Consider the following 12,545-nt stretch of genomic DNA (forward strand, 5'->3'; position numbering starts at 1 on the left):
TCTGATCAGCCAGCCTCGGCGCTGATGATCACTTCGTGCATCTCGATGGCACCTTCACCATCGAAGGCCTCCTTCGGCATCGGATTGGCATGGGCGTTACGAAAGTCCTCGCTGCCCACCCAACCTTCGAATGAGGCCTTGTCTTGCCAAGTGGTGAGAACGACATAGGGCAGCACCGGCTTTGCCGGCTGCAGAACCTGCATGCGTACAAAACCTGGCTGTTTCTCGATCTGGCCCGCGCGCTTGCGAAAACGCGCCTCGAACATCTCCTGGTAGCCTGCGGCAACAGGGACGCGATTGGCGACAATGAACATGGCTTCAACTCCTGTGTGAATGGCCTAAGGGTAAAGGGTCTGCGAACCGATATATACCCATGATATGGGAGGTCATACCAAAGCATCCATGGTCTATCTCAGCACCCTCACAGGTGTTGCAGTTGGCGCTAAAATGTCTGACCAAGAAAAAGATAGGCCGATTGGTGGTTATCCTCTGCCCTTGCATATGCCACGTATATGGGACCCAGCAAGGTATCGAACACAATAAAGATACTACCGGCAAGCAGGGTATTATCGGCAGAGATTTCATCCCTGGATTGCCATACGTTACCTGCCTCAATGGAACCTCCCAGATAGACCGGTGTACTGAAAACAGGCATGGCCTGCTTTCCAAGCCGATGATAATAGAGCAGGCGTCCTATTGCGGAATGTTTCCCCACCAGCTCGCCCGCTGCATATCCCGACAAGTTAAACAGGCCGCCAAGAGAAAGTGGTTTCACCCCGGCTGTTTCATCTCTTGTGGTGCCGCTAATATCCCACCAGTGCAGAAGCGTGTGATCACCCCAGGTCTGGGGTTTTAAAAAAAACAGTCCCGCAACCTCAAAGGCGATATCCGAACCGAAGTTCTGACGAATGCTCGACCAGCCGAGGGAAAGGTTCAAACCCGACCTGGGTATCGCCACTCTATCGATGGTGTCATATGAAAATCCCGTGGATATGCCATAGATATCAGTCGATCCATTTTGCAAAGCGGGCTGACCCACCCGCAATGCATCATCGACGCGGGAGCGACTTAACCCGATCCGGATCTCTCCCCAATTACCGAGTTGGCGACCTCCGTCAAATGAGAAGGTGGTTGAAGTTGAAAGAAATTGGGCGATCCGCAATCCATCCTGGAACAGGGTAGAGTTCTCTCTCTGATAGACGAAATAAGGATTTATGAACCAGCGTGATGCGTAGTCAAGTGGCTGATAGAGCTCCGCAAACAGGCGCGGCGATTCTCCTATCTGGAGCTCTGCACGAAACTCCCCGCCCTTTTCATTGATTTCCGTACGCGTGAATCGTACGGCAAAATTGTAGTTGCTCTCACCTTCGAAATCGTCTTCCAAGTTGATGCCGAATCGCAAGTAGTTAGGCCCCCAACTCTTTTCCCTGGCACGTACGGCCAGGTTGGTTTCTCCGCCTTCATCCATAATGTCATAGGTAACCGTCTCGAAGGTATCCAGGCCGTAGATATCGGCAATATCCGATTCCAGCTGATCCACATTCAGGGCACCATCTTGTTGCTCAGCCAAACGCTCAGCGATAACCTTGGGGGAGAGTTTTGATTCATTTTCAACAATGACGTTGTCGACCCGTGGCAGACCCTGCCGCACACCCTGGATACCTCTTCTGTAAGCCAAATAGGATTGCTTCGAGATAGAATGCTGCGCCAGGGTTCGCGCCAACTCCATTGCCTTCTCCTTGCCCAGTTGTTGCGCCTCCTTCATCCGCTGAAACTCCTCCGATCCCAAATCACCAAGCTCGGGTGAGATCAGGAGATCATCCGTTGTTAACAGGGCGATTTGATCCTTCGCCCGGGCATTGATAAGAATCGTCAACATCTGTTTTGTGATACCCAGGGCGGAATTGAGTTGCGTTTCCGCCAGCAGCGGGAAGCCCACATCTACGACGATCAGAATATCGGCTCCCATTTCACGTACCACATCGATCGGTACATTGTTGACTATGCCACCATCCACCAATATTCGATCCTGGCTTCTAACCGGTTTGAATATACCCGGCGCCGACATGCTGGCGCGCATTGCCGTTGCCAGGTCACCGGAATCGAGGACCACCTCCTCACCACTGACTAGGTCTGTGGCTATGGCACGAAACGGGATTGGTAATTTGTCGAAATCTTCAATTTTTATCACCGGGAGCGTCAGGCGTTTCATCTCCATTTCGAGGTTTTGTCCTTGCACAAGCCCTCCGGGAAAGATCAAGCCAGACTCGTCTAAACCCACATCGAAATCGACCAGAAAGCCTACATCGTCGCTCTTGCGGCGAAAAGATCGCTGGGAGCGTGGGGGTCGATCGCTAAGCAGCCTCCCCCAGTCGGCCAGGCCAACAACCCGTTCCAATGCTTCGGCGGTCATACCTGATGCATACAGGCCCCCAACGATCGCCCCCATGCTTGTGCCAGCAATGTAATCGATCGGTATCCGCAACTCTTCGAGCACCTTGAGAACACCCACATGAGCGGCACCTCGCGCCCCGCCACCGCTAAGTACCAGGCCGATAGTTGGGCGGGGCTTTTCTGACGCCCATTCAGCAACGCCACTGTCGGCTGCCAGCGCAACACCGAGAAAAGCACTCAGCATCAGCGCCGGGCAGAAGAGACAGAACGCCAGCTGTCTTATCCTCATTCCTTACTCTTCATGAGATCACCTCATGCACCAGATCCATGCCATCTGATACAACCGGTCGAGTATTATTGATCCAGCTTGTCAACAACAAGAATAAACCCCCTTCATATACAGATCCATGAAACAGGCAACCGACCAGGGGCGATTTGTTACCAATTTATATAGAATTGATGCAGGATTAGGGGATTTTCAGTCACCATCCAATCAATCAAGAGGTAGTAGATGCAGATACTGGCCGGTGATATCGGCGGCACCAACACCCGACTCGCACTCTATCAAGCGAACGCTGAGTCACAGCTCGAACTGCTCCTGACTGAGACCTATCCCAGTCAATCCTACGACTCTATCGAGGCGGTGTTGCAACGTTTTTTGACCCACCCCTCCACCCGGGTGATCGAGCGTGTCTGCTTCGGCATAGCCGGGCCGGTTATCGATCAGGTCTGCGAAACCACCAATCTACCCTGGCGCGTATCAGCAAGACGGATCAGTGAGCAGTTCGGATTCCAGCAGACCCGGCTGATCAACGACCTGGAAGCGAATGCCTGGGGTATACCGCTACTTGAGGATAAGGACATTTTCACCCTCAGCCCCGGTGCCGAGCGGGCCCAGGGAAATCGCTCTATCATTGCGGCCGGCACCGGCCTGGGAGAGGCGGGTCTCTACTGGGACGGAGAGAGATACCACCCCTTTCCCTCGGAAGGGGGGCATAGTGACTTCAGTCCAGCCACTGACCTGGAATTCGGACTCTTTCAGACCTTGCAGAATCAACATGGGCACGTCAGCTGGGAAAACCTGGTCTCCGGTCCAGGTCTCGAGGCCATCTATGACTACCTGAGCAACTACCGGGAAAGACTGACACCCGCCTGGCTGCAAGGGCAGATGGACAAACTGGGGAAGGCCCAGGCCATCTCCAGCGCAGGCCTTGAATCGAGGGACCCCCTGTGCCGGGAGTCCCTCGAGCTGTTCACCCGGCTCTACGCCAGGGAAGCGGGAAACCATGCCCTGAAGATCATGGCCACGGGCGGTGTCTATCTGGGTGGTGGTATCGCCCCGCAAATCCTGCCTATTCTGCAAGAGGGCATCTTCATGGAGGCTTTCCTCGCCAAGGGGCCGATGCGGAAAATCATGCTGAGCATGCCGATCCAGGTCATCCTCAATGATAAAGCCGCCCTCTATGGAGCAGCGAACTACGCCATGCTGGGGTAGTCCATATCGGGCTGGGATAGAGACTGGGTACGCCTATGCAGGCACATTGAATGGGATAGTGCGCAGAAACCAGTTCACCCCCCCAAGAAGGGGGGGTGGCAGGTGAAACAGTCATCTCTCAAAACCATGCTCACTACCATGGCGAGATCTGTCTGATCAATCGAAGGGTTTGGGTTCCGGTGTCTTGTCGGTGGAGGGCGGCAGGATCGGCATCAGGAACGCTGGCTGATCACCGGTCAGGCTCTTCAGGAAGGCGACGATCTGGGCATTCTCCTGCTCAGAGAACTTCTTACCCAGCTGCAACCTGCCCATGACATCCACTGCCTCGGTCAATGTTTCCGCCTCGCCGTCGTGGAAGTAGGGATAGGTCATCTCCACGTTGCGCAGGGTTGGCACCTTGAACTTGAAGCGATCCGCATCCTTACCGGTTACGGCGCTCAAACCCTCTGCCGGACTCTTTGCCTTGTAGGGTTCCACTACACCCATCTTCTGGAACGAGTTACCGCCAACCGCCTCACCATTGTGACAGCTCACACAGCCGCTCTCTTTGAACAGCTTGTAACCGGCCATCTCATCCTGTGAGAGGGCCTGTTTATCCCCTAGCAGCCATTGATCAAAGCGGGAGTTTGGCGTTACCAGGGTCTTCTCAAACTCGGCGATGGCCTGGGTGACCTCGTCAATGGCGATCTTATCGGTACCGAAGACCTGCTTGAACTCCATTACATACTCAGGTATCGAGGTCAGCACATCGATAGCCAGGGTATGGGTAAATGCCATCTCACCAGGATTGGCAATGGGCCCACCCGCCTGCGCCTTGAGATCGGCCGCCCTGCCATCCCAAAACTGGGCGACATTGAGACTGGAATTGAGCACCGTCGGCGCATTGATTGGACCCTGCTGCCAGTTGTGGCCGATAGAGGTTTTCAGGTTGTCGGTACCGCCCATGCTGAGATTGTGGCAGGAGTTGCAGGAGATGAATCCAGACTTGGACAGACGGGGATCGAAGTAGAGCTTCTTGCCCAGTTCGACCTGACCCAGGTTGATATTCTGTACCGGCTTGATCGGCTTTATGGGCTCATCCATAGCGAAAAGCGCGGTTGATAGTCCCAGCAAGAGTGAAAATGTAGCAATTTGTTTACGTATCATGTCCTGTTACCCAATAGTTGAAGTACTGGTAAAGCCATCCTCTTACGTGGCGACACCCCACGCCTGTTGTATGTGCGAGGATGAGACCACTCGATAGGGCATCGATTCGGTTGTATCAACTCTCACTCTGCACCCAGATACCCCGGGCCAGACCAAATACCCTGATTCGAACCGGGTTTATATTAGATTTAGAATAATTCTAAAACATTGACATGGATCAACATTCAGTCAATGGAGAAAAGAAAAATTGTTGCAGCCGGTCTGTCAGCTTAAATCCCGGTGAGTCGGTTTAGCGGGTGCGGGCTGGTAGCCCGGGATAGGGCGGAATAATAGTGAAGTATCCGGTTAAGGACCTAAGCAGAGGTGTTGTTCTTTACCCGAATAACCAGATCGACCACATCCATGGCCGTACCCTCGGGGAGTTCCTGATCGACGAAGTGGTGTGCCAGACGATCTTTGACATCGATAAGATCCCCGGTGTCCACATTGTAGAAATGGTGGTGATGGCTGTTATTGGAGTCGTAGAAGGTGCGGCTCGCATCGATGAAGATCTCGCGCACCAGCCCTTTCCTGACAAACAGCCCCAGGGTATTGTAGACCGTGGCCTTGGAAACCCTGGCACCAGTCTGATTCAGCATTTCGTACAACTGCTCGGCCGTCACATGTTGATTGCGTGCAAACAGGGTGTTGGCGATGATTCCCCGCTGTTTGGTCAGATTGATGCCGCTATCGATGAGACGCTGTTTAATAGGGTCTCGGTTCGTAGACGGGCTGGTGATGTTAGCGCTCATCAGCAAAGTATATGTACACACCCACTATCTTGCCAAGCCCAAAACCAAAAAAAGTCAGTTAAACAGGTGCTTTACTGACTGATAGGCCCGCTCGTCTTGCATACAAAGGGGGCTAATGGCTGGCGAATCAATTTTGAGGCTAGTAGAATCACACTTGGATACCAACTCTGTGATTCTTAGGCATTGCCTATCAACATCATTGAAAAGACCGCTCGATTCCAATCAATTTTATAACTATTCTAAACATCTGCGAAGGGCCCCGCGGCTCGACGTTTCTTTCCACAATAAACCATCATTTTGGAGAACCAGATATGGAACTCAAAGGTAGTCAGACTGAGCAAAATTTAAAAGACGCTTTCGCCGGAGAATCCCAAGCTAATCGCCGCTATCTCTACTTCGCCTCCAAGGCCGACATAGAGGGTTACAACGACGTCGCTGCCCTGTTCCGCTCCACCGCGGAAGGTGAAACCGGCCACGCTCATGGTCATCTGGAATATCTGGAGCAGTGTGGCGATCCTGCCACTGGCATGCCCATCGGCCCAACCGGAGACAACCTGAAGGCAGCCGTCGCCGGGGAGACCCATGAGTACACCGATATGTATCCCGGTATGGCCAAGACCGCCCGCGACGAGGGATTCGACGAGGTTGCTGACTGGTTCGAGACCCTGGCAAAGGCGGAACGCTCCCACGCAAACCGTTACCAAAAGGCATTAGACGAAATGGATTGATGTCCAGCCAGAGACCTGAGCCCAGGGTTCAGGAAGACCCATGGGCGGCCTCTGGGCCGCCCAACGCCACCATCAGGAGTGAATCTAATGGCAGCACCCAGCAACCAGAGAGAAGGTAATCTGGAAGCCCCGACACGGCATCCAATCGACTGGAAGAACCCAGACTATTACAACGAAGAGATGCTCATGGCAGAGCTAGAGCGAGTGTTTGATCTGTGCCATGGGTGTAGACGCTGCGTCAGTCTCTGCCAAAGCTTTCCAACCCTGTTCGACCTGGTGGACGAGTCGGAGACCATGGAGGTCGATGGGGTCGATAAAAACGACTATTGGCAGGTAGTCGATCACTGCTATCTCTGCGACCTCTGCTACATGACCAAGTGCCCCTACGTGCCGCCCCATGACTGGAACATCGACTTTCCTCACCTGATGCTGCGCGGCAAGGCCGTCAAGTATAAGAAGGGTGATGTGAAGCTTCGCGACCGGCTCCTCACCAGCACCGACAACCTGGGTAAACTGGCAGGCATCCCTGTGGTTGCCGGGGTGGTGAACCGTTTTAACCAGGCAAAGAATTTTCGCGAGATACTCGATCACTCACTGGGTGTTCATCCCGAAGCGAAATTACCCGAATTTCATGCCAAGCCGCTACGCAAGCGTCTGGCCGAGAGAATCAACAGCGCTGCCGAGGGAACACCTGCCGGCGCCACCAAAGGCAAGGTAGCCCTGTTCAGCACCTGCTACGGCAACTATAACGAGCCCCACGTCGGTGAGGACCTGGTAGCCGTCTTCGAACACAACGACATCCCCGTCACCATTGCCGAAAAGGAGCAGTGCTGTGGCATGCCAAAGCTGGAGCTGGGTAATCTCGATGCCGTGGAGGCAGCCAAAGACGCCAATATCCCGGTCCTGGCCAAACTGGTCGATGCCGGATGGGATATCGTGGCGCCCGTCCCCTCATGCGCATTGATGTTCAAACAGGAGCTGCCATTGCTGTTCCCGGATGATCCGGCGGTGAAAAAGGTGGCGGATGCCATCTTCGATATCTTCGAATACCTGATGATCCGGCATAAAAACGGCCTCCTGAAGACCGACTTCAGTCAGGGGCTGGGCAAGGTCGCCTATCATGCCGCCTGCCATCAGCGGGTACAGAATATCGGCGCAAAAACCAAGGAACTGCTCAGCCTGATCCCGGATACGCAGGTCAGCGCCATCGAGCGCTGTTCAGGCCACGACGGTACCTATGCGGTCAAGAGCGAGTTTCATCAACATGCGATGAAGATCGGCAAACCGGTGGTCAACCGGGTCAAACAGGCAGAGGCCGACCACTACGGCAGTGACTGCCCGATGGCGGGCCACCATATCGAAAACGGCCTGCGTGACGGTAGTGTTCCGGAACATCCGATCAGTCTGTTACGCCTCGCATACGGTCTTTAAAAGCTTAGAAGGAGCAGAACATGTCGAACGAAGGCTACCATGAACCCATTGAACAACTGAGCGACGATACCCGTGATATGCATCGGGCGATTGTTTCACTGATGGAGGAACTCGAGGCGGTCGACTGGTATAACCAACGGGTGGATGCCTGTAGCGATGCAAATCTTCGGGCCATCCTCGCCCATAACAGAGATGAGGAGAAAGAGCACGCTGCCATGGTACTGGAGTGGATCAGACGCAAAGACCCCAGCTTCGACAAAGAGTTGAAAGACTACCTCTTCACTGACAAGCCCATTGCTCACGAATAAGGGAAAAGACCGATCAAAGCCCGCCAGCGTTGGAAATATGGCCAGTTGCGATATTGAGAATTATATTAGGAGAGATCAATGACCCACCTTTCACACAGCGACCTCTACAGTCTCGAGGAGTACGCACGGATTCGCCAGGAATTCAGGGCCAAGGTGATAGACCATAAGAAGAATCGACGCCTTGCCATCGGTCCGAACGCCGCCCTCTATTTCGAGGATGAACTGACCATGCAGTATCAGATTCAGGAGATGCTGCGGATCGAGCGGATATTTGAACAGCAAGGCATCCAGGATGAGCTCGACGTCTACAACCCACTGATTCCGGACGGTATGAACTGGAAAGCGACTTTCATGATGGAGTATCACGATGTGGACGAACGCAAGGAGGCACTGGCCAAGCTGATCGGTATCGAGCAGGCCATCTGGGTGCAGGTCGCCGATTTTGGCAAGGTCAGGCCCATCGCCAACGAGGACCTGGAACGCAGCACTGAAGACAAAACATCAGCAGTGCATTTTCTCCGCTTTGAACTGACCCAGCCTATGATCAATGCCCTGAAGAGTGGTTCAGCCCTAGCCGCAGGTATAGATCATCCCAACTACAACTATTCGGTCGACACCATTGAAGCCAGTATCCGGGAGTCGTTGATAAACGATCTTCAGTGACAGGTTAGAATTGTACATACCCCGTGTCAGGGCCCCTGATAGGCGCCCTGACATCGTGGTTATTCCACCAGCGCATCGTTAATATTCGTTAAATCTTTAAACCAAAAAGGCCAACCGGCATCTCGGCGAGAGAGCCAAAAAACCACTATTCCGCTGACTTATTACACCGTCAGCCCCTATGGCCATAGCAGACGACTGATATCGATCCAAGACACATACCTTGCCGAATCGTGTGCAGTACAGCATCACATCCCTCACTGCCACGCACAACATAGGTTGACGAAGCGGTCATTCACTTTAATAATCATCCCTATCCAACATGTATATTCGCACGCTGGACTGCCACATATACCAATAAAGGAACATTGTCATGATGATCGATCACACCTCCCGACTTTGGCGTACACCCACACTACCCATTTTCAGCGCACTCATCTTCACCGCGCTCATTGGCTGCAGTTCAACCCCCGAGCCGGTTGCGGAGATGGCGGCCGCCAAGACATCCCTGGTGGCGGCAGAAAATGAAGAGACCACGAGGCACGCCCCGGTTGCTATCGATCGGGCCAAACAGAAGCTGAAGCGTGCCGAAACCGCGATTGCCAAGGAGGAGTACGAAGAGGCAAAACGACTGGCTGAGGAGGCCCAGGCCGACGCAGAGCTGGCCCAGGCAGTCGCGGCAAAGAGTGAGGCGGAAAAGGCCGTCAAAGAGCTGGAAAACAGCATTCAGGTGTTGCGTGAAGAGATCATGCGGGCCAGGAGCCGGTAAACCATAAGCAAACCCAATGATTAGGGGAGATCTACAATGTCTCGAACAATGATCAACTTGTTCACCGCCACATCTCTGGCACTACTCTTTACCGCCTGCGGCACCCTGCCGAAAAACCAGGCCCTGCTCGATGCCGAGCAGAGCTATGCAGACGCCAAGCAGAAGGAGCATCTGCTGCGCTACGCACCCGCAGAATTGGATCGGGCCAATCTGGCCCTTACCCGGGCGGCGGCAGCGGAAAATGAAGAGGATATGACCTCGCTGGCCTACGTGGGCAAGACCCGCATCGACATCGCCAAATCGGTTGCCGCGCGCAAGGCCGCTTCCGCAAGACTCACCGAGCTGGGTGAAATCAAAGACAAGGAGCGGCTGCGGGCAAGGGAGATCGAGATTCAACTCGAGCAGCAGGCAAAGACCGAGGCGCTGCGGGAGAAGGAGGCCGCCCTCATGGAGCGGGAGAACGCCCTGGCCAAAGCGGAAGCGCTGCGCAAGGAGCTCGAAGATCTGCAGGCGATGAAGACCGAGCGCGGAATCGTCCTGACCCTGGGCGACGTGCTCTTCTCCACCGGCAAGACCGAACTCCTGCCGGGGGCTATGACCACCATCGACAAACTCGCCTCTTTTCTTGCCGAATATCCGGACAAGACCCTGCTGGTGGAGGGACACACCGACAATGTGGGCACGGATGAGTATAACCAGAACCTGTCCGAGCGGCGCGCACTCTCGGTGAAGAACGCCTTGATGCAGGCCGGGGTCGACGGATCACGCATCGATACCATGGGGCTTGGCGAGACCCATCCCATCACCGACAACAGTACCAGTGCGGGGCGACTGAAGAATCGCCGGGTGGAGATTGTGATACGCGATTGAGCGAAGCGACCCTGTCACAGCCAGTGATCCAATTTACGGGTGCGGTTTAACCGCACCCGTCCTCCTTGGATCTTGCCTGTATCGGGAATCCAACCAGAACAGAAACGCCATTGTTAAAAGGCAATAGAAGAGCGCCATCAACGGCGCGAACCATAGGGAGTGGTTGTTTTTTAAGCGATAAGCCTGGGTTGGCCGGATTGTCACCACGCTATCCTTCACCCTGGTTGATGAGAGATCCACAACCTCTCTGAACCCCTCTGACTCGATCAACACCCTGCCCTTATCTTCGCCCGTGACAAGCACGACCTCTAGCGCCAAACCATGGGTCGGCACGCTAGCTATCAGCACACCATGACTGCTATTCCCTTTGAGCCGTCCCTCTCCGTCCGTTTGCCAACCATGGGGCGACAGTTCGCCATCCAGATTGATTCCCATCCAGCGGGGTTTCGAAGCGCTTTGCAGGCCCTTTACTGTGACCATTTTTTCATCCATTGGAGTCAAGCTCAGTTGACGATCGATCGGCGGCAAGGAGCTGGATGCCGCCAGCAGGCCGACGCTTATACCAAGCAACGCAATTACAGCTTTAGTTGTCCAGTTGCCAATAGAGATGATACGGCCTTCCCTATTTGCAACAACCAAAGTAAAAACAGCTATCACCATACCGAGGTATATCGAGAAACCTGACCAGTAGAAATAGCGATACTCAGCAGAAACCGTCACCAAGAAGTAGCTTAGAATGTTGACCAGGCCGGAACACAATAGCGCCATTGCAAAGAGGCCGCTGCCGTCTATTGTCGTGCGCCTGAATATCAACAGTGAAAGACCAGATATAGCTATAACCGCGAATAGCAGCGGTCTGCCAAGCAGGTCATTGATCTTTGAGGTTACATAACTCTGCACAATGACCGTTGCCAACCTGGAAGGATCGGTTTCGACTTCCCAATGGAACAGCTTGCTCTCTCCCGGTTTATAGAACATGGCGCGGGAGTTTGGATCGCTGATACTTTTGTGGAAGCTGGCTGAGACCACAGAAAACAGGGCGAGCGGGTTTTCCAGCACCTCGCTTATCCATACCTTGGTCAAGCTGGCTGAACCCCAGATTTTCTGGCGCAAAAGCTCATTGTGTATAAAACCGCACTTACCCCAAAGCGCGGCCGTATCCCACTGTATCGGCGTATAGCACGACTCGACTATTCTTCTCGCCTGATCGTCGCTCCACTCGCCAGGAAGAAGATTTCTGCCCACCACATAGGAGAGACCGAGCAACTGATATGTTTTGATACTGTCGCCTGGATGCAATCTATCGGCCCGGGTCAATGTCAAGAGCGTGGAATTGAGCGTTGGCATCAACAGAAGCACCACTACACCGGCAAGTATGTTACGCCGCCATCCCAATCCATGATTGATATAGAGCAGCAAGGGTATGATGGCGAAAACGGCATTTAACCGGGTCAGAAAGGCGGCCAGCACCAACAGATTGGAGACAACAAGAAAGATAATCTTTTTACCGCGGGTCACGCTATCCCGGTTTGCAAGAAAACCGAACACCCCCGCCGCCAGCAGCCATCCTACCAGCAGTACATCCTTGTGCACATTGCCCAGCATATTGAATGCGCCCGGCAGCAACGGGACAACCAGGATAGCGAGCGAGAAAATACCGATGCGCCGAGCGTAGAGAGTCGTCAGTACAGCAATACTCCCCCATATCAACACATTGACCAAGATGACAAAGCCGAACGGACCGGGAATCAGGGCATGAATCAATGACCACACCAAAGTGGAGAAAGGCGCATGCCAGTCGCTGAATTTACCTGTATGAATTTGCGTGAGTTGATTGATGGAATCTGGATTCAAATAGCCTGGGTAACTGGCGTAGAGGACAAACATTACGGCAGACAGAACCACAACAATTGTGATCATTTTGATTGTTGCCGAATCTATTTTACCGAAATC

Annotated in this window: 12 protein-coding genes; 7 read left to right on the forward strand and 5 right to left on the reverse strand. The window is 53.7% G+C overall.

Annotated features, from left to right (window positions below; translation table 11 throughout):
* Window positions 1-5 precede the first annotated feature (5 nt).
* Both R2K28_RS19930 and R2K28_RS19935 read right to left on the reverse strand, forming a co-directional pair.
* Entirely contained in the window at window positions 6-314 is a 309-nt protein-coding gene (locus tag R2K28_RS19930; protein ID WP_116447420.1) for an antibiotic biosynthesis monooxygenase family protein, read from the reverse strand.
* A 128-nt stretch (window positions 315-442) separates the two neighbouring features.
* Entirely contained in the window at window positions 443-2,683 is a 2,241-nt protein-coding gene (locus tag R2K28_RS19935; RefSeq protein ID WP_316367226.1) for a patatin-like phospholipase family protein, read from the reverse strand.
* 222 nt (window positions 2,684-2,905) lie between these two features.
* On the opposite strand from R2K28_RS19935, the gene glk reads away from it, so the two are divergent.
* Entirely contained in the window at window positions 2,906-3,889 is a 984-nt protein-coding gene (gene glk, locus R2K28_RS19940; protein WP_316367228.1) for a glucokinase, read from the forward strand.
* 156 nt (window positions 3,890-4,045) lie between these two features.
* Here the strand turns inward: glk and R2K28_RS19945 are convergent, their stop codons facing one another.
* Both R2K28_RS19945 and R2K28_RS19950 read right to left on the reverse strand, forming a co-directional pair.
* Window positions 4,046-5,035 carry a cytochrome-c peroxidase gene (locus R2K28_RS19945; RefSeq protein WP_316367230.1) on the reverse strand — a complete coding sequence of 330 codons (990 nt, stop codon included), beginning with the start codon at window positions 5,033-5,035 and terminating at the stop codon, window positions 4,046-4,048.
* Between the two features lie 353 nt (window positions 5,036-5,388).
* Entirely contained in the window at window positions 5,389-5,826 is a 438-nt protein-coding gene (locus tag R2K28_RS19950; protein WP_316367231.1) for a Fur family transcriptional regulator, read from the reverse strand.
* Window positions 5,827-6,137: 311 nt separating this feature from the next.
* Between R2K28_RS19950 and R2K28_RS19955 the strand changes: the two genes are divergently transcribed.
* From R2K28_RS19955 to R2K28_RS19980, 6 genes are all read left to right on the forward strand, one after another.
* Entirely contained in the window at window positions 6,138-6,554 is a 417-nt protein-coding gene (locus tag R2K28_RS19955; protein ID WP_316367233.1) for a rubrerythrin family protein, read from the forward strand.
* Between the two features lie 87 nt (window positions 6,555-6,641).
* Window positions 6,642-7,985: a heterodisulfide reductase-related iron-sulfur binding cluster gene (locus R2K28_RS19960; protein ID WP_316367235.1), complete on the forward strand. Its 1,344-nt coding sequence runs from the start codon at window positions 6,642-6,644 to the stop codon at window positions 7,983-7,985.
* 20 nt (window positions 7,986-8,005) lie between these two features.
* Window positions 8,006-8,293, forward strand: a complete 288-nt coding sequence (locus R2K28_RS19965) for an encapsulin-associated ferritin-like protein (RefSeq protein WP_116447427.1) — start codon at window positions 8,006-8,008, stop codon at window positions 8,291-8,293.
* Window positions 8,294-8,371: 78 nt separating this feature from the next.
* Entirely contained in the window at window positions 8,372-8,956 is a 585-nt protein-coding gene (locus tag R2K28_RS19970) for a DUF3501 family protein (protein WP_316367237.1), read from the forward strand.
* A gap of 370 nt (window positions 8,957-9,326) precedes the next feature.
* Window positions 9,327-9,722 carry a DUF4398 domain-containing protein gene (locus R2K28_RS19975; RefSeq protein WP_116447429.1) on the forward strand — a complete coding sequence of 132 codons (396 nt, stop codon included), beginning with the start codon at window positions 9,327-9,329 and terminating at the stop codon, window positions 9,720-9,722.
* A 36-nt stretch (window positions 9,723-9,758) separates the two neighbouring features.
* Window positions 9,759-10,592, forward strand: coding sequence for an OmpA family protein (locus tag R2K28_RS19980; protein WP_316367239.1), 834 nt, complete (start codon window positions 9,759-9,761; stop codon window positions 10,590-10,592).
* A gap of 33 nt (window positions 10,593-10,625) precedes the next feature.
* On the opposite strand, the gene R2K28_RS19985 is transcribed toward R2K28_RS19980, so the two are convergent.
* Complete coding sequence (locus R2K28_RS19985) at window positions 10,626-12,512, reverse strand: hypothetical protein (RefSeq protein WP_316367241.1); 1,887 nt, start codon at window positions 12,510-12,512, stop codon at window positions 10,626-10,628.
* Window positions 12,513-12,545: the final 33 nt, after the last annotated feature.

The organism is Candidatus Thiodiazotropha sp. CDECU1 (assembly GCF_963455295.1).
In the GTDB taxonomy this organism is placed as follows: Bacteria; Pseudomonadota; Gammaproteobacteria; order Chromatiales; family Chromatiaceae; genus Thiodiazotropha.